Origin of the sequence: Qipengyuania sp. MTN3-11 (genome assembly GCF_042851825.1) — a bacterium.
In the GTDB taxonomy this organism is placed as follows: domain Bacteria; phylum Pseudomonadota; class Alphaproteobacteria; order Sphingomonadales; family Sphingomonadaceae; genus Qipengyuania.
On sequence record NZ_BTGM01000001.1, the window covers coordinates 885,762 to 907,052 of the forward strand.

General features: G+C 64.8%; 21 protein-coding genes and 1 tRNA gene. 16 read left to right on the forward strand and 6 right to left on the reverse strand.

The genetic code is table 11. The features are described from left to right. Positions 1-28 precede the first annotated feature (28 nt). The 12 genes from pspF to ACGHN1_RS04315 all read left to right on the forward strand — a co-directional run bounded on the left by pspF (position 29) and on the right by ACGHN1_RS04315 (position 13,094). Complete coding sequence (gene pspF, locus ACGHN1_RS04260) at positions 29-1,048, forward strand: phage shock protein operon transcriptional activator (protein ID WP_390548628.1); 1,020 nt, start codon at positions 29-31, stop codon at positions 1,046-1,048. Positions 1,049-1,180: 132 nt separating this feature from the next. Then, positions 1,181-1,744 (forward strand): ribosome maturation protein RimP, encoded by a 564-nt coding sequence (rimP, locus tag ACGHN1_RS04265; RefSeq protein ID WP_390548630.1) that lies wholly within the window; start codon positions 1,181-1,183, stop codon positions 1,742-1,744. Positions 1,745-1,747: 3 nt separating this feature from the next. Beyond that, positions 1,748-3,427 carry a transcription termination factor NusA gene (nusA, locus tag ACGHN1_RS04270; RefSeq protein WP_390548632.1) on the forward strand — a complete coding sequence of 560 codons (1,680 nt, stop codon included), beginning with the start codon at positions 1,748-1,750 and terminating at the stop codon, positions 3,425-3,427. After that, positions 3,408-4,181 carry a DUF448 domain-containing protein gene (locus ACGHN1_RS04275; RefSeq protein WP_390548634.1) on the forward strand — a complete coding sequence of 258 codons (774 nt, stop codon included), beginning with the start codon at positions 3,408-3,410 and terminating at the stop codon, positions 4,179-4,181. The genes nusA and ACGHN1_RS04275 overlap by 20 nt, the downstream gene beginning before the upstream one ends. A 9-nt stretch (positions 4,182-4,190) precedes the next feature. Beyond that, complete coding sequence (gene infB, locus ACGHN1_RS04280; protein WP_390548636.1) at positions 4,191-6,710, forward strand: translation initiation factor IF-2; 2,520 nt, start codon at positions 4,191-4,193, stop codon at positions 6,708-6,710. 192 nt (positions 6,711-6,902) lie between these two features. Next, positions 6,903-7,307: a 30S ribosome-binding factor RbfA gene (rbfA, locus tag ACGHN1_RS04285; RefSeq protein ID WP_390548638.1), complete on the forward strand. Its 405-nt coding sequence runs from the start codon at positions 6,903-6,905 to the stop codon at positions 7,305-7,307. Beyond that, on the forward strand, positions 7,307-7,882 hold the full coding sequence (locus tag ACGHN1_RS04290; RefSeq protein ID WP_390548640.1) for a thymidine kinase: 576 nt from the start codon (positions 7,307-7,309) through the stop codon (positions 7,880-7,882). Before rbfA ends, ACGHN1_RS04290 begins: the two co-directional genes overlap by 1 nt. Before the next feature lie 25 nt (positions 7,883-7,907). Then, positions 7,908-8,594 (forward strand): site-2 protease family protein, encoded by a 687-nt coding sequence (locus tag ACGHN1_RS04295; RefSeq protein WP_390548642.1) that lies wholly within the window; start codon positions 7,908-7,910, stop codon positions 8,592-8,594. After that, the gene (gene truB / locus ACGHN1_RS04300) at positions 8,591-9,580 is read left to right on the forward strand and encodes a tRNA pseudouridine(55) synthase TruB (RefSeq protein ID WP_390548644.1); all 990 of its coding nucleotides are present in this window, start codon (positions 8,591-8,593) and stop codon (positions 9,578-9,580) included. The genes ACGHN1_RS04295 and truB overlap by 4 nt, the downstream gene beginning before the upstream one ends. 5 nt (positions 9,581-9,585) lie before the next feature. Further along, the gene (rpsO, locus tag ACGHN1_RS04305) at positions 9,586-9,855 is read left to right on the forward strand and encodes a 30S ribosomal protein S15 (RefSeq protein ID WP_390548646.1); all 270 of its coding nucleotides are present in this window, start codon (positions 9,586-9,588) and stop codon (positions 9,853-9,855) included. Between the two features lie 173 nt (positions 9,856-10,028). Then, positions 10,029-12,347 (forward strand): polyribonucleotide nucleotidyltransferase, encoded by a 2,319-nt coding sequence (gene pnp, locus ACGHN1_RS04310; protein WP_390548648.1) that lies wholly within the window; start codon positions 10,029-10,031, stop codon positions 12,345-12,347. A 66-nt stretch (positions 12,348-12,413) separates the two neighbouring features. Further along, positions 12,414-13,094: a spermidine synthase gene (locus ACGHN1_RS04315; protein ID WP_390548650.1), complete on the forward strand. Its 681-nt coding sequence runs from the start codon at positions 12,414-12,416 to the stop codon at positions 13,092-13,094. Positions 13,095-13,103: 9 nt separating this feature from the next. Here the strand turns inward: ACGHN1_RS04315 and ACGHN1_RS04320 are convergent, their stop codons facing one another. The 3 genes from ACGHN1_RS04320 to ACGHN1_RS04330 form a co-directional block, all read right to left on the reverse strand. Then, positions 13,104-13,625: a DUF1993 family protein gene (locus tag ACGHN1_RS04320; RefSeq protein ID WP_390548651.1), complete on the reverse strand. Its 522-nt coding sequence runs from the start codon at positions 13,623-13,625 to the stop codon at positions 13,104-13,106. Between the two features lie 52 nt (positions 13,626-13,677). Further along, positions 13,678-14,859, reverse strand: coding sequence for a diguanylate cyclase (locus tag ACGHN1_RS04325; protein WP_390548653.1), 1,182 nt, complete (start codon positions 14,857-14,859; stop codon positions 13,678-13,680). A 146-nt stretch (positions 14,860-15,005) separates the two neighbouring features. Further along, positions 15,006-15,713: a GcrA family cell cycle regulator gene (locus tag ACGHN1_RS04330; protein ID WP_390548655.1), complete on the reverse strand. Its 708-nt coding sequence runs from the start codon at positions 15,711-15,713 to the stop codon at positions 15,006-15,008. 106 nt (positions 15,714-15,819) lie between these two features. Between ACGHN1_RS04330 and ACGHN1_RS04335 the strand changes: the two genes are divergently transcribed. Continuing rightward, positions 15,820-16,713, forward strand: a complete 894-nt coding sequence (locus ACGHN1_RS04335) for an ABC transporter permease (protein WP_390548656.1) — start codon at positions 15,820-15,822, stop codon at positions 16,711-16,713. 3 nt (positions 16,714-16,716) lie between these two features. On the opposite strand, the gene hspQ is transcribed toward ACGHN1_RS04335, so the two are convergent. After that, positions 16,717-17,097 (reverse strand): heat shock protein HspQ, encoded by a 381-nt coding sequence (gene hspQ / locus ACGHN1_RS04340; protein ID WP_390548658.1) that lies wholly within the window; start codon positions 17,095-17,097, stop codon positions 16,717-16,719. Between the two features lie 169 nt (positions 17,098-17,266). On the opposite strand from hspQ, the gene ACGHN1_RS04345 reads away from it, so the two are divergent. After that, positions 17,267-17,356: transfer RNA gene (locus ACGHN1_RS04345), tRNA-Ser, on the forward strand. Between the two features lie 443 nt (positions 17,357-17,799). Next, positions 17,800-18,261 carry a hypothetical protein gene (locus tag ACGHN1_RS04350; RefSeq protein WP_390548659.1) on the forward strand — a complete coding sequence of 154 codons (462 nt, stop codon included), beginning with the start codon at positions 17,800-17,802 and terminating at the stop codon, positions 18,259-18,261. On the opposite strand, the gene ACGHN1_RS04355 is transcribed toward ACGHN1_RS04350, so the two are convergent. After that, on the reverse strand, positions 18,248-18,412 hold the full coding sequence (locus ACGHN1_RS04355) for a hypothetical protein (RefSeq protein ID WP_390548661.1): 165 nt from the start codon (positions 18,410-18,412) through the stop codon (positions 18,248-18,250). The two genes, ACGHN1_RS04350 and ACGHN1_RS04355, sit on opposite strands and share 14 nt — an antisense overlap. Positions 18,413-18,428: 16 nt before the next feature. Between ACGHN1_RS04355 and ACGHN1_RS04360 the strand changes: the two genes are divergently transcribed. Further along, positions 18,429-19,079 (forward strand): response regulator, encoded by a 651-nt coding sequence (locus ACGHN1_RS04360; protein ID WP_390548663.1) that lies wholly within the window; start codon positions 18,429-18,431, stop codon positions 19,077-19,079. 200 nt (positions 19,080-19,279) lie between these two features. On the opposite strand, the gene ACGHN1_RS04365 is transcribed toward ACGHN1_RS04360, so the two are convergent. Then, positions 19,280-21,250 carry a tetratricopeptide repeat-containing sulfotransferase family protein gene (locus ACGHN1_RS04365; protein ID WP_390548664.1) on the reverse strand — a complete coding sequence of 657 codons (1,971 nt, stop codon included), beginning with the start codon at positions 21,248-21,250 and terminating at the stop codon, positions 19,280-19,282. Positions 21,251-21,291 lie beyond the last annotated feature (41 nt).

The window sequence follows — 21,291 nt, forward strand, 5'->3', positions numbered from 1 at the left end:
AATTGGGGAAATTCCCTATATCTTGGGCATGGAGCGGGAAAATCAGTTTATCGGCCAGTCCGGAGCTTTCCTCGACGCGGTCGAGCGGACCAGCCGAGCGGCGCCGATGCAGCGCCCGGTGCTGATCATCGGAGAGCGCGGGACCGGCAAGGAACTGATCGCCGAGCGCCTCCACCGCCTGTCCGATCGCTGGGAAGAACCGCTGGTGATCATGAACTGCGCCGCCTTGCCCGAGACGCTCATCGAGGCGGAATTGTTCGGCCACGAGGCCGGTGCCTTCACCGGCGCCACCAAGCAGCGCGCCGGGCGCTTCGAAGAGGCCGATCAGGGCACGTTGTTCCTCGACGAATTGGGCTCGCTGTCGATGGGGGCGCAAGAGCGCTTGCTGCGTGCGGTCGAATACGGCGAAGTCACGCGGATCGGATCGAGTCGGCCGGTGCGGGTCAACGTCAGGATCGTCGCGGCGACCAACGAGAACCTCCCCGCCAAGGCGGAGCGCGGCGAATTCCGCGCCGATCTGCTCGACCGGCTTAGCTTCGAGGTCATCACTCTGCCGCCGCTTCGCGTACGGGAAGGCGACATCGCCGTGCTCGCCGATTTTTTCGGCCGGCGCATGGCGGCCGAACTCGGCTGGGAAAGCTGGCCCGGCTTTGCCGAGCATGTCGCGCGCCGGCTGGAAGAGCACGAATGGCCGGGCAACGTCCGCGAATTGCGCAACGCGGTGGAGCGGGCGATCTACCGTTGGGACAATTGGAACGATCCGATCGGGCATGTCCAGTTCGATCCGTTCGACAGCCCGTGGATGCCCGCCGCGCCCAAGCCTCGAGCCGAACAGGTTGCCGCGCAGAACAGCGCCGCGCCATCTGCGACAGAATACGATTCGATCGAGGACCTTCGCGCCGCGGTCGATTCCCACGAACGGGCGATCGTCGAACATGCGCTCGGCAAGCACCGCTGGAACCAGCGGCAGACCGCCAAGGCGTTAGGATTGAGCTACGATCAGCTGCGGCACTGTATCAAGAAGCACGGTCTCGCCGACGACGATTGAGCTTGCACTCCGGACGCGTCGCGCCTATCTGGCGCTCAATCCCGACATTGTCGCGACACTGGAGGGGCTGGCGCCGCGAGGGGCCGGCCGCGAAGGCACGTCGCCGCGATGCATTGCATAACCGGAGACCCGATGGCCGATATCGCGCGCCTGATTGAAGTGATCGAACCCGAGGCACAGGCGCTCGGGTTCGAACTCGTGCGCGTGAAGATGATGCCGTCCGAGGCCGGCGACGGGGGCGAAGCCCTGCAGATCATGGCCGAGGATCCCGCGACCGGCCAGCTGATCATCGATCAGTGCGCCGCACTTTCGCGCCGGGTGTCCGAGAAGCTGGACGCGCTCGAGGAACAGGGCGAGGTGCTGATACCCGGTGCCTATCATCTCGAGGTCTCCAGCCCCGGCATCGATCGCCCGCTGACCCGGGCCAAGGATTTCGCCGACTGGGCGGGGCACGAGGCCAAGGTCAGCATGGCCAAGGGCTATGACGGACGGCGCAACTACAAGGGCGAACTGAAGGGCATCGAGGGCGACCTCGTGACCATCGCGGACGCCAAGGCGGGGGAGGTGCAGCTTCCCCGCGACCAGATCCACTCGGCGAAACTCGTCTTGACCGACGCGCTCATCGCCGCCACCCAGCCGCTCGATCCGAGCGGTGCCGACGAAACCGTCGAAACCACGCAAGAAGAGGCAGACTAACCGATGGCCAGTGCCATTTCCGCCAACCGGGCCGAATTGCTCGCGATCGCGAATTCCGTCGCGTCCGAGAAGATGATCGACAAGGCCATCGTCATCGAGGCGATGGAAGAGGCGATCCAGAAGAGCGCGCGCAACCGCTACGGCGCGGAGAACGACATCCGCGCGAAGCTCGATCCGCAGACCGGCGACCTGCGCCTGTGGCGTGTGGTCGAGGTGGTCGAGGAGGTCGAGGACTATTTCAAGCAGGTCGACCTGAAGGCCGCGCAGAAGCTGCAGGACGATGCCAAGGTCGGCGATTTCATCGTCGACCCGCTGCCCCCGGTCGATCTCGGCCGGATCGACGCGCAGAGCGCCAAGCAGGTGATCTTCCAGAAGGTCCGCGATGCCGAGCGCGAGCGTCAGTACGAGGAATTCAAGGACCGCGCCGGCGAGGTCATCACCGGCGTCATCAAATCGGTCGAGTTCGGTCACGTGATCGTCAACCTCGGCCGCGCCGAGGGCGTTATCCGCCGCGACCAGCAAATCCCGCGCGAGGCCGCCCGGGTCGGCGAGCGGGTCCGCGCGCTGATCAGCAAGGTCGAGCGCAACAACCGCGGCCAGCAGATCTTCCTGACCCGCGCCCACCCCGATTTCATGCGCAAGCTGTTCGCGCAGGAAGTGCCCGAGATCTACGACGGCATCATCGAGATCCGCGCCGCCGCCCGCGATCCGGGCAGCCGCGCCAAGATCGGCGTCATCAGCCACGACAGCTCGATCGACCCGGTCGGTGCCTGCGTCGGCATGAAGGGCAGCCGCGTCCAGGCGGTGGTCCAGGAATTGCAAGGCGAAAAGATCGACATCATCCCCTGGAGCGAGGACACCGCGACCTTCGTCGTCAACGCGCTCCAGCCGGCCACCGTCAGCCGCGTCGTGCTCGACGAAGAAGAAGGCCGGATCGAGGTGGTCGTGCCCGACGATCAGCTCAGTCTCGCGATCGGTCGCCGCGGCCAGAACGTGCGCCTCGCCAGCCAGCTCACCGGTCACCAGATCGACATCATGACCGACGAGGAGGCGAGCACCAAGCGCCAGCAGGAATTCGCCGAACGCTCGAAGATGTTCGAGGAAGAACTCGACGTCGACGAGACGCTCTCGCAGCTGCTCGTCGCCGAGGGCTTCACCGATCTCGAGGAAGTCGCCTATGTCGAGCTGGAAGAGCTCGCGACGATCGAGGGCTTCGACGAGGAGTTGGGCGAGGAACTCCAGAACCGCGCCAAGGAGGCGCTCGACCGACAGGAAGCCACGTTCCGCGAGGAGCGCAAGGAACTCGGGGTCGAGGACGATCTTGCCGATCTTCCGCATCTCACCGAGCAGATGCTGGTGACCCTGGGCAAGGGCGGCATCAAGACGCTCGACGATCTCGCCGATCTCGCCACTGACGAATTGATCCAGAAGAAGCGCGAAGCGCCGCGCCGTCGCCAGAGCCCGACCGAGGCGCTGGCCGGTGGTCCCCCGATGCGTCGCCCCTCCGTCCGCGAGCAGGACAAGGGCGGGGTGCTCGGCGAATACGGACTGACCGAAGAGCAGGGCAACGAGATCATCATGGCCGCCCGCGCACACTGGTTCGAGGACGAGGATACTCCCGCCGAGGCCTCCGCGGCCGAGGAACCGAAGCAGGAGGCCGCCGATGCGGACTCCACTCAATGAGCGCCTGAGTTCCGACATCGCTGAAGCCGCCGAGGCACGGACGAAGTCCGAGCCCGCCAGGTCCTGTCCGGAGCGCCGCTGCGTGCTGTCCGGCGAAACCGGTCATCGCGACGCGCTGATCCGGCTGGCGGTTTCACCCGCCGGGCTGGTCCTGCCCGATCCGCAGGCCAAGGCGCCGGGGCGGGGCGCGTGGATTTGCGTTTCACGCTGCGAATTGCAGGCCGCGCTCGATAAGGGAAAGTTGCGCGCAGCGCTCGCCCGGGCGTTCAAGACCGGCAGTCTGGAGATCGCCGACGACCTGCCGCAAAGGGTGGAGGATGCGCTGATCCGGAATTTCCTCGACCGGCTGGGGCTGGAAATGCGCACCGGCAGCCTCATATTGGGCACCCAGCGTATCGCCGATGCCGCGCGGGCCGGGGACGTGGCACTGCTCCTCCATGCGAGCGATGCGAGCGAGGATGGGCGCAAGAAGCTCGATCAGGCCTGGCGGGTCGGATCGGATCGCGAGGGGTCCGGTGAACGCGGCGTGGTGCTGCCACTGGACCGCACCGCGCTGTCTGTGGCATTGGGCCGCGAGAATGTCGTCCATCTGGGCGTGGCGGCTGCCAGAACCCTTGGCCGGTCGAAAGGTCAGGACGCAGCCGAACGGGTCCGGCGGGCACTCAACCGCCTGTTGCTGTATGTGGATTCCGCGGAAACCGATGGGCGCGCGCCCGCACCGGCGCGCGACGACAATGAAATTTTGAAGGATTGACGAGTTAGCATGAGCGACGAAGACAAGAAGCCCGCCCGCAAGCCGCTGTCCCTCAAGGGCAGCCAGCCTGGCGAGGTCAAGCAGACCTTCAGCCACGGTCGGACCAACAAGGTCGCGGTCGAGGTCAAGCGCCGCCGCAAGCTGGTCAAGCCGGGTGAGGTTCCGCCACCTGCGCCTGCTCCGGAACCCGCGCCTGCGCCCGCTCCGACTCCGGCCCCTGCGCCCGCACCCGTGGCCAAGGCACCCGCCCCGAAAAAGCCGGCGGCCGATGCGGAAACCCCGCAGGAACGCGTCGCCCGGCTGCAGCGCGAGGCGGAGGAAGAGCGTCTGCGGCTTTCCGAAGAGGCACGGGTGCGCGAGGACGAGGCTGCGAGGCAGGCAGCACTGAACGAGAAGAAGCGCGCCGAGGACAATCGCAAGGCGGAGGAAGAGGCGTCCAAGCAGGAGGCCGAGGACACCGAGGCTGCGCCCCGCGAAGAGGCTGCGGCCGAAGCCGAACCGAGCGCAGCGCCTTCTGTCGAGCAGGCGAAGGGCCCGGCCCCGCGCCAGTTCACGCCAGTCGCGCGGCCCGAGCCGAAAAAGCCCGAGCGCAAGAAAAAGGAAGAGAAACCCGTTCGCCAGGCCGAGCGGCCCGACAAACGCCGTGCCGGCAAGCTGACCGTCACCAAGGCGCTGAACGAGGACGAAGGCCGCCGTGCCCGCAGCCTCGCGGCGCTCAAGCGAGCGCGCGAGAAGGAGCGCCGCTCGCACGGCGGCCCCTCCAAGCCGCGCGAGAAGCAGGTGCGCGACGTCGTCGTCCCCGAGGCGATCACCGTCGGCGAGCTCGCGAAGCGGATGGGCGAAAAGGGCGCCGATCTGGTAAAGGAACTTTTCAACCTCGACATGATGGTCACCGTCAACCAGACCATCGACCAGGATACGGCGGAACTGCTCGTGGAGCAGTTCGGGCACAACATCCAGAAGGTCTCGGCGGCCGATGTCGACATCCAGGCGAGCGAGGATGTCGATCCCGAAGAGACGCTGAAACCCCGCCCGCCGGTCGTCACGATCATGGGACACGTCGATCACGGCAAGACCAGCCTGCTCGATGCGCTGCGCAACGCCAATGTCGTCAAGGGCGAGGCCGGTGGCATCACCCAGCACATCGGCAGCTATCAGGTAAAGACCAAGAAGGGCGACATCGTCACCTTCCTCGACACGCCGGGCCATGCCGCATTCAGCGAGATGCGCCAGCGCGGGGCCAACGTCACCGATATCGTGGTGCTGGTGGTCGCGGCCGACGACGGGGTGATGCCGCAGACGATCGAGGCGATCAACCATGCCAAGGCTGCCGACGTGCCGATGATCGTGGCGATCAACAAGATCGACAAGGAGGACGCGCGGCCGGACAACATCCGCAATCGCCTGCTCGAACACGAGGTCATCGTCGAGAAGATGAGCGGCGATGTTCAGGACGTCGAGATTTCGGCGCTCAAGAAGACCGGCCTTGACGACCTGCTCGATGCGATCGCCAATCAGGCCGAACTGCTCGAGTTGAAAGCGCGGCCCGACCGCGCGGCTGAAGCGACGGTGATCGAAGCGCAGCTCGACAAGGGCCGCGGCCCTGTCGCCACCGTGCTCGTCACGCGCGGCACGCTGAAGCGTGGGGACACCTTCGTGGTGGGGACCGAGAGCGGCCGCGTGCGGGCACTGGTCGACGATCAGGGCAAGCAGGTGAAGGAAGCCGGCCCGTCGATGCCGGTCGAGGTCCTCGGCCTCGGCGGCGTTCCGGGTGCGGGCGAACAGCTGACCGTGGTCGAGAACGAACAGCGTGCTCGCGAGGTCGCCCAGTATCGTCAGGAAAAGGCCACCGAGAAGCGCACCGCGCTCGCCCCGACCAGTTTCGACACGATGTTCAACAACCTCTCTTCCGACCTGGTCGAGTTCCCGGTGCTGGTGAAGGCCGACGTGCAGGGAAGCGTGGAGGCGATCACCAGTGCTCTCCACAATCTCGGCAACGATCTGATCAAGGTTCGCGTGCTCCATGCGGGCGTGGGCGCGATCACCGAAAGCGACGTGACGCTGGCGGCTGCCTCCAAGGCGCCGATCATCGGCTTCAACGTCCGCCCCAATGCCAAGGCACGCGAGCTGGTGAAGCGGGATCGGGTCGAGATGAAATATTTCGACGTGATCTACCACCTGACCGACGAGATCGCCAAGGAAATGGCCGGCGAGCTGGGTCCGGAGCGGATCGAGAACGTTGTCGGCCGTGCGCATGTCAAGGAGGTCTTCCGCTCGGGCAAGCGCGACAAGGCGGCCGGCCTGCTGGTCGAGGAAGGCGTCATCCGCAAGGGTCTGCATGCCCGCCTCACCCGCGAGGACGTCATCGTCTCGGCAACGACAATCGCGTCGCTGCGACGCTTCAAGGACGATGTCGACGAAGTGCGCGCCGGCCTCGAATGCGGCGTGGTGCTTGCCGACACGAACGACATCAAGCCGGGCGACCAGCTCGAGGTCTTCGAAGTGGAGCTGCGCGAGCGGACCCTGTGAGTTGGTTCATCCGAAATGCGATGACCGGGTTGCTAATCGTGTGGCTGGTAGTCAGCGTTTTCGGATTTCTGCTTTCATTGGGATTTTCGGGCTCGTTGGCTTATTTGGCGCGATCGCCCGGAGCGTGGATTGTTTTGGTGGTCCATGGCTCGTCGTTGCAGCGCTGGCATTGCGAAGTAGATTGAATTCTTGATGGCAAGAACGCAGTCCAGCCCCGAACAGCAATCGGTTCGCGTTCTCAAGGTCGGCGAGCGGGTGCGGCATATCCTGTCCGAACTCCTCGCGCGCGGCGAAGCCCACGACGAGGTGCTGTCGGCGAGCAATATTGCCGTCACCGAAGTGCGGATGTCGCCCGATCTCAGGAATGCCAAGGCCTATGTGAAACCGCTGCTGGGGCAGGACGAGGGACCAGTGCTCAAGGCGCTGCGCACCAACACCGCCTTCTTCCAGCGCGAGGTGGCCAAGCGTCTCGGCCTCAAATTCGCGCCGAAGCTGTCCTTCCAGCCCGACGAGAGCTTCGACGAGGCCGACCGTATCGAACGCCTGCTCGACGATCCCCGCGTGGCCCGCGACCTCGACCTCGACGACGAGGCCTGATGGCCAAGCTCTATTTCTACTACGCCAGCATGAACGCGGGGAAGTCGTCCACGCTGCTGCAGGCCGATTTCAACTACCGAGAACGCGGCATGCGGACCATGCTTTGGACCGCCGGGCTCGACAGCCGCGGCGAGGGGATGGTGCGCAGCCGTATCGGGCTCGAGGCCGACGCCCATCGCTACGAACCCGACACCGATCTGTGGCTCGGAATCGTCAATGCGCATCGCGACCAGCCGATCGACTGCGTGCTGGTCGACGAGGCGCAGTTCCTCACCCGCGACCAGGTCTGGCAGCTCGCTCGCCTGGCGGACGAAGCGGGCATTCCGGTGATCTGTTACGGCCTCCGAACCGACTTCCAGGGAGAACTCTTCCCCGGCTCCGCCGCGCTGCTCGGGATCGCCGACAAGCTCGTCGAACTGAAGGGCGTGTGCCATTGCGGGCGCAAGGCGACGATGAACCTGCGCGTCGACCCGCAAGGCCGCGCGGTAACTGCCGGAGAGCAGACCGAGATCGGCGGCAACGATCGCTACGTCGCCCTGTGCCGCAAGCATTTCGTCGCGGCGCTGGCGGGATAGCGCCGCGCACCCTATCTAGCCCGCGATGACCGAAACCCTGCTTCTCGCGGCGATCCTGATCCCCTGCCTGATCGTCGCCATCGTCTTCCACGAGGTCGCCCACGGCTGGATGGCGCTGGCGCTGGGCGATCCGACCGCCAGGGAAAAGCGGCGGCTGTCGCTCAACCCGATCCGCCACGTCGATCCGATCGGCACGCTGCTGGTGCCGGGCGCGCTGGCCCTGTTCGGCGGGCCGATCTTCGGCTGGGCGAAGCCGGTGCCGGTGAACAAGAACCGGCTCGACAACCCGCGCTTCGGGATGATGGCGGTCGCGGCGGCCGGGCCGGGCACCAACTTCATCTTGGCTTTTGTCGGTGCGGTGGTCGCCGGGCTGGTCTTCGGCATGGGCTGGGGGGCACTGGAGCCTGACAGCCTGGTCTTCACCGCGCTCGTCTATTTCATCCTCATCAACATCTTCCTCGGCCTCTTCAACCTGCTGCCGATCCCGCCCTTCGACGGTTCGCATATCGTCGGCGGGTTGCTGCCGCCGCGCTGGGCGCGCCAGTGGCAGAAGCTGCAGGCAGCGGGCATGCTGTTCATCGTCGTGCTAATCGCGGCAAGCTGGGCCTTTCCCGACAGCGGCCTGGTCGAGAACGTCGTCTTCCCGCCGGTTCTGTGGCTGCAGGAGAAATATCTGCTGATCGCCGACTGGGTCGCGCGGGCGGTTTCGTGAAGCCGCAGCTTCACGGCTGGCTGATCCTCGACAAGCAACGCGGGCTCGGTTCGACCCAGGCGGTCGGAGCGGTCAAGCGGGTGCTGCGCGAGGCTGGCTACCCCAAGACCAAGGTGGGCCACGGCGGCACGCTCGATCCCTTGGCAGAGGGCGTGCTGCCGATCGCGCTCGGTGAGGCGACCAAGCTCGCCGGCCGGATGCTCGATGCCAGCAAGACCTACGAATTCACGATCCGCTTCGGGGAGGAGACCGACACGCTCGATACCGAGGGCGAGGTCGTCGAACGGTCCGAACGCCGGCCGCCGATGGCGGCGGTCGCGGCGGTGCTGGAGCATTTCACCGGCGAGATCGAACAGGTGCCACCCGCCTATTCCGCCATCAAGGTCGATGGCAGGCGCGCCTACGACCGGGCCCGGGCGGGCGAAGAGGTCGAGATGAAGACGCGGGCGGTGACGGTGCATTCGCTGGCGCTCGCAAGCGAACGCTTCGATATGCCGGTCCGCTCCGCCTTCGCGACGACCGCGGGGCGGCCCGACCCCTACGACCCTTCGGCACCGCTCGAACTGGCGGAGAGCGTGACGCTGACCGCGCATGTATCCAAGGGGACATACATCCGGAGCCTCGCACGGGATATCGCGCGCGCCCTTGGAACCGTAGGTCACGTGACTTATCTCAGGCGCATCAGGGCCGGCCCGTTTGCCGAGGAACAGGCGATTTCGCTGGACAGACTCGGGGAAATCGCTAAGGGCGCGCCACTTCAAGACCTCCTCCTGCCGCTCGAGGCGGGGCTGGACGACATCCCGGCCCTGAAGCTCGATCCCGACAGCGCGCAGGCGGTCCGCCAGGGCCGGGTCGTGTCGGAACTGCCCCATCCCGACGGGCTCTACCTCGCCAAGCTGGACGATGTTCCCTTGGCGCTCGTGGAGATCATCGGGGGCACCGCCAAGGTGGTGCGGGGCTTCAACCTACCCGATGTCGCGGAGTGAATGACATGTCGGTTACCGCCGAAAAGAAACAGGAAATCATCAAGGACAACGCGCAGACCAAGGGCGACACCGGTTCTCCGGAAGTCCAGGTCGCCATCCTGACCGAGCGCATCCGCAACCTGACCGAGCATTTCAAGGGCCACCACAAGGACAACCATTCCCGCCGTGGCCTGCTGATGATGGTCAACAAGCGCCGCAACCTGCTCGCCTATCTCAAGAAGGTGGATGTCGAGCGGTACAATGCGCTGATCCAGAAGCTGGGTCTTCGCAAGTAAGAGTTTCTCGGAGGGGCGGCTTGCAAGGGCCGCCCCTTCGTCCATCCGGCTCCCGTGCAATTCGGCGGGGAGCGGGACCATGGGGCGCGAATAGCCCCGCACCGGACCGGGACGGTATCCCGGCAGTAGGCCCCGCATCGCAATCAGGCCGTGCGGGACATTTAGGAAAACACATGTTCGACACGAAAACCGTATCGCTGGAGTGGGGCGGAAAGACCCTCACTCTGGAAACCGGGCGCATTGCCCGTCAGGCCGATGGCGCCGTACTGGCGACTTACGGCGAGACCGTCGTGCTGTGCGCCGTAACCGCAGCGCGCAGCATCCGCGAGGGGCAGGATTTCTTCCCGCTCACCGTCAATTACCAGGAAAAATTCAGCGCCGCGGGCCGTATCCCCGGCGGCTTCTTCAAGCGCGAAGCGCGCCCGACCGAGAAGGAAACGCTGACCTCGCGCCTGATCGACCGGCCCGTTCGCCCGCTGTTCCCCGAAGGTTTCTACAACGAGATCAACGTCATCGCGCAGGTCCTGTCCTATGACGGCGAGACCGAGCCCGATATCGTGGCGATGATCGCGGCGTCCGCAGCGCTCACCATCTCCGGCCTGCCCTTCATGGGTCCGATCGGCGCCGCGCGCGTCGGTTTCACGGATGGCGAATACGTCCTCAACCCGTCGGTGTCCGACGCGCTGGGCGAAAACGGCCGTCTCGACCTCGTCGTCGCCGCGACGCAGGACGCCGTGATGATGGTCGAATCCGAAGCCAAGGAACTGACCGAAGAGGAAATGCTCGGCGCCGTCATGTTCGCGCACGAGGAAAGCCGCAAGGTCATCGGCGCGATCATCGATCTCGCCGAACAGGCTGCCAAGGATCCGTGGGACCTCAATCCGGTCGAGGACAAGTCGGGCACGCTCGAGGAACTGCGCGGCATCATCGGCGCCGACCTCGAAGCGGCCTACAAGATCACCGACAAGGGTCAGCGCCAGGACGCGGTCAACGCCGCCCGCGCCAAGGCCCGCGAGCACTACGAAAGCCTCGATCACAGCGATCCGGCCGAATATCTCGGCAAGCTCAAGCTGGTGAAGAAGCTCGAGAGCGACATCGTGCGCGGCGCCATCCTGAAGGATGGCACCCGTATCGACGGGCGCAAGGTCGATCAGGTCCGCCCGATCGAGGCGATGGTCGGCCTGCTGCCCCGCACCCACGGTTCGGCGCTGTTCACCCGCGGCGAAACGCAGGCGATCTGCACCACGACGCTGGGTACCAAGGACAGCGAGCAGATGATCGACGGGCTGGAAGGCCTGTCGTACTCGCCCTTCATGCTGCACTACAACTTCCCGCCCTATTCGGTCGGCGAAGTAGGCCGCTTCGGCTTCACCAGCCGCCGCGAGACGGGTCACGGCAAGCTCGCCTGGCGCGCGCTGCACCCGGTGCTGCCGAACCATGAGGATTTCCCCTACACGATCCGCATCCTGTCCGACATCACCGAGTCCAACGGGTCGAGCTCGATGGCGACGGTATGCGGCGGATGTCTGTCGATGATGGACGCCGGCGTTCCGATCGAGCGCCCGGTGTCCGGCATCGCCATGGGTCTGATCCTCGAGGGCCAGGACTTCGCGGTCCTCAGCGATATCCTGGGCGATGAAGATCACCTCGGCGACATGGACTTCAAGGTCGCCGGTTCGGAAAGCGGCATCACCTCGCTGCAGATGGACATCAAGGTCGCCGGCATCACGCAGGAAATCATGAAGACCGCGCTCGAGCAGGCAAAGGCCGGCCGCGCGCATATCCTGGGCGAAATGACCAAGGCGCTCGGCACTTCGCGCTCGGGCGTTTCCAAGCACGCCCCGCGCATCGAAACGATGCAGATCGACAAATCGAAGATCCGCGACGTCATCGGCACGGGCGGCAAGGTCATCCGCGAGATCGTCGCCGAAACCGGCGCCAAGGTCGACATCGACGACGAGGGCGTGATCAAGATCTCGTCTTCGAATGCCGACGAGATCGAGGCGGCGAAGCGCTGGATCGAAGGCATCGTCGAAGAGGCCGAAGTCGGCAAGATCTACAACGGCAAGGTCGTCAACATCGTCGATTTCGGCGCGTTCGTGAACTTCATGGGCGGCAAGGACGGTCTCGTCCACGTCTCCGAGATGAAGAACGAGCGGGTCGAAAAGCCGACCGACGTCGTCTCCGAAGGCCAGGAAGTGAAGGTCAAGGTGCTCGAGATCGACCAGCGCGGCAAGGTCCGCCTGTCGATGCGCGTGGTCGACCAGGAAACCGGCGAGGAGCTGGAAGACACCCGTCCTCCGCGCGAACCCCGTGGTGATCGCGAAGGCGGCCGGGGCGGTGATCGCGGCGGCCGAGGCGGCGATCGTCGCGGCGGACGCGGTGGCCGTGGTGGCGGTGACCGCGATCGCGGCCCGCGCCGCGAGCGCAGCGACCGCGACGGTGGCGGCAGCGAGGGCGGTGCCCACGTGCCCGACTTCCTCAAGGACTGACCCTTGGAAAATTAGAACGAAGGGGTCGCGGGTTCGCCTGCGGCCCCTTTTTCTTGGAGACATCCCATGTTGCCACGCGAAACCATCGCGACCGCTGCCATTCCCGGCGGCGATACGCTGACGCTGGTCAGCCACGGGCGCGACTTCATTGTCATGCTGGGGCGCGACGAGTTGATGGGAACGCGCATGCAGTTCAGCGAGGAACAGCTGGCCGCGCTGACCTTGCAAGAGCTGGGCCGTGAAAATCCGCGCGTGCTGATCGGCGGCTACGGACTGGGCTTCACCTACCGCGCCGCGCTCGCCGCCACGGGGGAGGGGGCGCGGATAATCGTCGCCGAGATCGTGCCTGATATCCTTTCATGGGCGGAGGGCCCTCTGGCTCACCTCACCGGCGATACGCTCGAGGAACCGCGCGGCGAGGTCATGATCTGCGATGTCGCGGCGCTGATCGACGACGCCAACGACGGAACCTGCGCCAAGTTCGACGCGATCCTGCTGGACGTCGACAACGGGCCCGACGGCATCGTGCGCGACGGCAACGACAGGCTCTACACCCGCACCGGTCTGGGCAAGGTCCGCGAAGCGCTGCGACCCGGGGGCATGCTCGCGGTCTGGTCGGCGGCGCCCGACCACAAGTTCACCCGAAGGCTGATGGACGCCGGGTTCGCAGTCGAGGTGCGCGAGGTGCGCGCGCGTCCGAACAACAAGGGGCCACGCCACACCATCTGGTTCGCCCGCAAGGGCTAGACGGGCGGCTCAGCGTGCGATCCGCATCCGGCCCATGAAGTCCCGCTTGCCCACCGGCACGCCTTTCATGCGCAGGATGTTGTAGGCGGTGGCGCAGTGGAAATAGAAATTCGGCTGGCTGAAGGTGAGAAGGAAATCCTCGGCGGTGAAACCGATCCGCGTGTCCTTGAATTGGAACCGCATGGGCCGGCCGATGAAGTCCTCCATCTCCTCTTCGGTGAGCGCCTCCATCGCCTGAACCGCGCCGTCGAGCTTGGTGCGCAATGCATCGAAACTGTCGGGTGGCGGCGCCAGGTCGGGCGAATAGACTCCCGCCCTCAACCCCTCGATCGAACCCTGCGTGTGTTCGGCGACGCTCTTCACCTGGTAGCTGAAGGGTAGCATGTCCGCGATGATCCGGCAACCGACGAGATCGCTTTCGCCGGCACCGTTCTCGCCGCACCATTTTTCTGCCCTATCGACGAGGTGGCGTGCAGTCCCGAGCATCTGCAATGCGCTGGGAACATAGGCGGCGTGAAGCGACAGCGGCATTTCTGGGTCTCCCGAATCCAAGCGCGACCATAGCCTGCCGGCATCCCGAGCCTCAAGCGATCCGCATCATCTCCGGGCGGGGGTGGAACTCGGTCAGAGCCAGCGAACGGTTCCGACCGGCATCCTTGGCGGCATAAAGCGCCCGATCCGCGCGCTTCATCGCGGCCGCCAGACTCTCGCCCTCGGGAAGGGAAGCGAGGCCGGCGCTGGCCGTAACCATCAACGGCAGGTCGGGAACCTGCGCGCGCACCGCCTGGGTGATGCGACGGCGAGCGCCCTCCGCGCTGCTTTGCCAGTCGCGCGAATAGACGAGCACGATGAATTCCTCTCCACCGAGCCGGGCGGCGAATACGTCCTCGCCCCGCAGTCCATTCGCGACCGCTACGAGGACATCGTCCCCCATGTCATGGCCGAAGCGGTCGTTGATTGTCTTGAAATGGTCGCAGTCGATGATCGCGAGCCCCTTCGGCCGCCCCCGCGAACCCTCGTCGAAATGACGCTGCAGTCCGCGCCGATTGGCGATACCGGTGAGTGGATCGGTGGCATTGGCACGCTTGGCCGCGTGCATTTCCGCCAGCGCCTCGTCGCGCTCGCGCTTGATGGTCATGAAGCCGTCGACCAGGCCCATGGTGGTAACCACGAATTCCACCAGCAGAGCCATGAATACCGCTTCCAGCCAGAAGCTGACCGGAACGCCGGTGCCGATCTCGACCAGCAGAACCGATGCCCCGACCACGATCCCGGGGGTCCACGCCCCGGTCTGGAACAAGGCTGCCCGGCTCCCCGCGGCCACCGTGCGAACTAGCCCGTAAACGATCACGCCGATCAGCAGGAGAAGTGCGATGTCGTGAACATGGTTGGCCAAAGGCGCGAAGGGAATCAGCACCACCGCGACGGCTGCGAGAAGGCCAAGCCAGACAGACTGGCGGAGCAGCGTGCGAACCCGCCACAGCCGGATATTGCGTTCCAGATAGCTGGCAAGGAAAGGTCCGACCGCCGCCACGCTGATGGCATTCGCTATACCGCCGATTTGCCGGCGCAGGTCTTCGTCGGGAAGCCATCCGCTCGCGGCGATCGGTGACAGGGTAACTACCATCACCGCGATCATCGCTGTGCGTAGCAGCAGCCACAGCAGAAATTCGCGGCGCATGATCGGATAGAGCGCCAGGGCGAGAAGGCCGAACTGGACCGCGAGCGCCAGAAATGCGCCGAAGAACAAACTCGTCCACGCCATATTACCCCACCACCCCCTATACGGCATGACGCCGTGACCATGCGGCTCCCCTTTCTAGAGGAAACAGGGCCGGAAATGGTCAAGAGCCGTGGTTAACGGACCTTAAGGCGTGTGGGGAAGCCTTTACGGAAACGTTGTCGTTTGGGTCAGCGCACCCGGGGGCCGCCGAACGGCAGCGGTGGCGGAGGACGCCGGGCACCGCGAGGCAGCTGTGCCTGATAGGCCCTTCCGCAATGTTCCACGCAATAGGGAAAACCGGGATTCACCGCCTCGCCGCAGAAGTGGAAATCAGCTTCTCCCGGGTGCCCCATCGGCCAGCGGCAGACCTTCTCCGACAGGTCGAGCAGGCTGGTCTTGTCGGCGATCGCCGGATCGGGCTTGGCCGGAACCAGCCGTCGGGGCGGCGCGGGCGGTATCGGTGGCTGCTGATCGCCCGGACCCTGCCGCAGGAAACCGCCAGGGCCGACCGAGACGATCTTCGGCATGTCGGTCGATTTGTTCGGGAGGGGCTGCGACGGGATTGTGGGATCGGTCGTGTGAGCAGCCGGGGGCGGGGCTGGACGGCGCGGGCCGGCAGCGTTCTTGTTCGTTTTCGGTGCAGGCTTGGCCTCCACCTTCGCCGGGCTGACTGAATTCGCCCCCTCGGGCTTGGCCGCGGGCTTCGCCTTGGCGCTTGGCTTGAGCTTGGCCGCAGCCTTGACCGGGGAGGGGCGAGCCTTGAGACCGAGGCGATGGGCCTTGCCGATCACCGCGTTACGGCTGACCCCGCCCAATTCGTCGGCGATCTGGCTGGCGGTGGCCCCGCCTTCCCACATCTTCTTCAGCGTCGCGATCCGTTCGTCGGTCCAGCTCATGCGTATTCCTGTCAATCTCTCGTTCGTTGCCGATCCCGCATCCCGGTAACGCCCGCGACGGCGCCGGTCTTGCCAGTCCCCGCTGGGCCGCCTAGGCGCCGGTGCGATGGCTGAACAGGTCCAGACGACGCCGGGAACCCCGGACACGTCCTTCACGCAAGACGGTGCCGGTGCGAAGGGCCGGTTTGCGCCGCGCGGCGTTCCGGTGATCACCGGTGTCAACCGCGTGGGGCTGTGGAGCCTCTATATGAAGGAGGTCCGCCGGTTTCTCAAGGTCCAGACGCAGACGATCTGGGGTCCGGCGCTGACGACACTGCTTTTTCTCGTGATCTTTTCAGTCGCCTTCGGCCGGGGCGGGCGCGAGGCGCTGGGGGTTCCGTTCACGGATTTTCTCGCTCCGGGGCTGATCGTGATGGGGATGATGCAGAACGCCTTCGCCAATTCCAGCTTCTCGCTTCTCGCCGGGAAGATCCAGGGCACGATCATCGACCTGCTGATGCCGCCCCTGTCGGAAGGGGAGTTGATGGCCGGCATCGTCGGCGCGGCGGTTACCCGGGCGATCGTCGTGGGTTTCGCGATCGCTGTCGCGGTCTGGCTCTATCCCGCCGCCCATTTGCATTATGCCCATGGCTGGGCGATCGCATGGTTCGGCCTGATGGGTGCAACGATGCTGGCGCTGTTCGGCCTGATGGCCTCGATCTGGGCGGAGAAGTTCGATCACAACGCGGCGGTCACCCAATTCGTCGTCGCGCCGCTCAGCCTGCTTTCGGGCACCTTCTACACGATCGACAATCTCGCGCCGCTGTTCCAGACGATCAGCCGCGCCAATCCGTTCTTCTACGTGATTTCCGGCTTCCGCTACGGCTTCGTCGGGGCGACCGACATCGGTGCGGGAACCGGACCCGTTGTTCTCGCCGGGGCCGGTTTGCTGGCCTTCAATCTTGTGCTGGCGATCCTGACCTACCAACTGCTGAGATCGGGCTGGAAGATCAAGAACTGAACGTCAGTGCGTGAGCGCGCGGCGCAGGCGATAGCGCCCGTTCTCGAACGTCTCGAAGACCTGATGCACCTCGGGGTGTTCGACCGGTCCGCCGATGGAATCGTTCAGCAGGTTCTGCTGGCTGACATAGGCGACATAGGAGCTTTCGTCGCTTTCGGCGAAGAGATGGTAGAAGGGCTGGTCGCGTCCCGGGCGGATGTCTTCGGGAATGGACGCATACCATTCCTCGCTGTTGGCGAACACCGGATCGATATCGAAGATCACCCCGCGGAAATCGAACATGCGATGGCGAACGACGTCGCCGATGGCGAAACGGGCGTTGGCGCGGGCGGGCGCATCGATCGTGCGGCCGGCCTGGGCGGAGAAGAACTGTGCGCGGTCCATGTCAGGGAGAATATGGGGGCCGGGCGGACGATGACAACAGCCAACAGCCCGCGGTCCCCCGATTTCGCGCCAAGTGTGGCAGCAAGGGACTTGGCAAGCGGCGGCACCTCGTCTAACCGCGCGGCTCGCAGCGACCGGGGCCGTAAAGCCCACAGCGCCGAACTCGTGCGGAGAGGTGGCAGAGTGGTCGAATGCGCCGCACTCGAAATGCGGTGTGCGGGCAACCGTACCGTGGGTTCGAATCCCACCCTCTCCGCCATAAGCCTTTCCGGCCTGATCCGATCCTCCCCAAAATAAACCTGCATCCCGATCTATAGCTAATTTGACAGGAAAAAACCTCTTGGCCCGTTTTCGATGGATTACACAGTGCCGAGCGCTCGATGTGCTGGAAATGTCTCGGACAAATGCTCAGTTCCATCGTCTGTTCGAGGAATATGGTCTGGGAGAGCATCTGGAAAGTGAGGGAGGGGTGGGTCTGACCACCCCAAAGCTTCACACCCTGCTCCAGAGATTACTGAGGCGCAGCCCAGAATTACGCGACACCGAAGGAAACTTTGTTTCGGATGGCCTGGTTCGCGAGGCAGCCTCGCATCTATCCAACCCCCCCCGGATCCCGAGGAACTCGAATGGCGCCCGCGGCGCATTCAGGAACGGCCACGGGAGACCGCCCTGCGCAACAGCCTTGCTGTCGATGGATGGGCGGTGAGCGATAGCTGCCTGATCCCCGTTGCTCCGGTTGAACTTGCCCCGCAACGCTTGCGCCTGAAGGCGAATCTCGACGGCCCTTGCTTTGCCGACGCTAAAAGCAGGTTGGAACAGCTCGAGGCAGCCATTGATGGCGGGAACTGGGAAAGCGCGAACAGCATGGCACGCGGATTCCTAGCAGCGGTCTTTGTCGGCATTTGCCAGACTGTCGAAAAAGGCAAAGAGCCGCGCGAGGAAAGCGAGGCGCGCAAGCGACTGGCCGACGCAGGCTTCTTCGCGCCAGGGCGGCAAGCGGGGAAGTCGCCGGAGGCTGAGTTCGTCTGGAAGATGAGTGCGATGATGGGCACCGAGGGTGCACACGCCGGAGCAACGGCGCCGGATGTCGCGACCTATCGCTATGCCCTGGCACTGCTAACGGCGGATCACTTTGCTGAACGCCTTGCGACTACGGTTTCTTGATCGCCGGAATGACTGTTCCAAGACCAGTAAGTATCGCTGCGAGAAACATGAAGAAGGCCAGACCCAGAGATCCTTTATCGGCAGCATAGGCACCAATGATCGCCGGCAGGGCGGTTCCGGCTGCAATCAGGGCGATCCTTGCAGTCGTCATCCATAGTGCGCCCGAGATGTCCAGATCGAGATTGATGTCGCATCGCTCCTCCAGTGTTTTTGGAGCCCCTGCGCCGGCGACGGCACTGACGATCCTCTATGTGGACGACGATCCGGACATCCGCACCATAGTGTCGCTCGCGCTCGGTCGCGATCCGGCAATCAGGGCCATCGGTGCGGCATCAGGGCCGGAGGCGCTTACGCTTATCGAGAATGGGCTGAATCCTGACGGCATATTGTTGGACGTGATGATCGGCGAGACCAATGGGGTCGAACTCTATGGCGAATTGCGCAAGGTTACGGTCGGCCTCCTCATCGGCGCGTTCATCCCGGCGTTTCACAATTCGCGGATGGGACTTTCGGCTCATACGACCGCGGTGCAGTGCGGGATCGCCCTCTTGGCATTTGCGATCTTCTGGCCCCATTTCGCGATACCCGGCTGGGCTGCCCAAGGCCTGACGTTCTCGCTGATTGGGTCGTCTGGACTGCTCGTGCTGGGCCTTTGCTTGGCAGCGGCTTCCGGCGCGAGCCGCGCGCTACCTATCGCGGGCAAGGGTTTCGGCGCAAGTGACACGGGCGAGCGGGCCGTCGCCTTTCTCACGATTGGCAGTTCGGTGTGGATGCTTCTCGCGTCCGTCGGTGTCTGCTTTTTCGCCTTCTTTCGTTGAGGCTGAGAAGCTCTGAATGTTCCACGACTTGGATTGAACCATTGATAGTCCGCTTTTCTGCATTCGGGTTCTCAAACCGGACATTCCGTTATCGGCCCAGTTTCAGCCGGTCTGCAAAGCGCCCCAAATTCGGTCTCTTCCGCGCAATCAGGATGATCGCGAGACCAGACTTTCACGACGCCAGCAATGGCTCTGTCAGCTCACGGGTTGTCGCGCATGCGCAGCGCCCTGCGCAATTCACCCAGCCACGGATCGTAGCGCCTCCATACGCCCTGCCCGGAGCGGTTGATCGGGCGACGCACCTGTTCCGAGCTGGCGGTGCGCACGGCTCGCTCAGTGCGGTGGAAATCGAGGCAGGCATCTTCGAATGGCAGGCCGATATGGTCGAGCATGCGGCGGGTCTGGCCTTCGAGGTCGTCCAGCACGTCCTCGTGGTTCACTCGCAGCACGCGGCCCGGCAGGACTCGATCCCAATGTTCCATCAGCCCGACGTAATCGGCGTAATAGCGACCAATTTCGGTAAGGCCGTAGGTGAAGTCCTGGCCTTCGGCGAATAACTGTTTGAAGCCAGAGAAGCAGCAATCCATCGGCGCGCGGCGAGCGTCGATAATCGTGGCGTTGGGAAGGATCAGGTGGATCAGGCCGATATGTCGGAAATTGTTCGGCATCTTGTCGATGAAGAACGGTGCATCCTGCCGGTGGATCCGCGTATCTTCCAGGAACTGCAGGCCCAGCTTTTCTAGTTCGTCGGGCGAGAGGTCTTGCAGGACTTGCGGGTAGCGGCTTTTGCCGGCCTTGCGCCCGCGCAGACGGTGCGCCAGCGCCAGGATGTTGGGTAGTTCGAGCGTGCCATCGATCTGCGAATGACTGGCGAGAATCTGTTCGAGCAGCGTCGAGCCCGCGCGCGGCAGACCCAGGATGAAGATCGGATCGCGAGCCTTCGCACCCGATCCGGCCTTCGCGCCGAACAGCGCATTCGTGCAATGCTCGGCCTGGGCGGCCAGCTCAGCCGTCATCTTGTCTGCATCGTAACCGGTCTGCCTTTGTTTGAGCCTGTTCCCCAATTCGTAGAATCGGAAAGACTCTTCGTAGGCTTCGCGGTCTTCCAACGCCTTGCCCAGCGCGAAGGCGAGGTGGACGCGATCCATGAAACCGATGTCCGTCCGGTCGACCTGCGAACGCATGGCAGCGAGTTCGTCGTCCGCGAAGCGATAGGTCTTGAGATTGGCGAGCGCGTAATAGGCGTCGCCGTGGCCGGGGCTCGCGGCGATGGCGGCGCGATAGGACCCGATTGCGTCGTCCTGCTCGCCCACCGTCTTGTAGGCGTGTCCTCGCGAAGTCAGCGTGGCCGGATCGTCCGGCAGACGTGCCAGAACCTCGTCGAACAGCGCAAAGGCCCGTTCGTAATCGCCGGTCTGCATGCTTTCGATCGCCAAGTGCGACTGGAAGAGTGGATTGTGGGGATCGCGTCGGTGCAGCGCCTCGGCCTCTTCGCGCGAGCGCGCGAATTTCTGCCGCTTGCGCAGCACGTCGATGTAGTCGAGCCGCACCTGGACATTGTCCGGCTCGAAGGCGGCGGCGCTCTCGAGCAGGAACTCCGCATCGTCGAGGATGCCGAGCCGCAGGCCGATCTGCGCCAATAGCCGCATCCCTTCGACGTGGTCGGGATGGCGGCGCAGGAAGTGACGACAAATCTCCTCGGCGCGCAGCGGGCGCCCTTCATGGAGGTGATGGGTCACCGCGACCAGTTCGTTCGGAAGAGCGGCGAGGCGCGCCTCCTGCTCCCGTGCGCGCGCCGCTTCGCCGGAGCGGCCGGCCGCCTGCTGCAGCTCGCAGAGCGCCCGCCAGCTGGCGGCCAGCGCCGGATTGAAACGCACCGCGCGGGCGTAGGCGTCGATCGCGCGGTCGCTCCGACCCTCCGCGCGCGCGAGATGGGCCGCCTCCTGCCATGCGCGCCCGTATTCGGGCACCTGCGCGTGCAGACGCTCGAGAAACTGCCGGGCCGCCGTGAACCTGCCGAGGTAACGGTTGGCGACCGCTGCGATGTATAGGGCTTCGGCATCGCCCGGCCCGTCGGCCAGCGTCGCTTCGGCAATCGCCAGCCCGCGTTCGAAATCGCGCGCCTGCAATGCCTCCTTTGCGTCTTTCAGGGCCTGTTCGCGCTGGTCCATCTCGTCTCCCGATTTCGATATGCGAACGGCGGAGGGGAGAC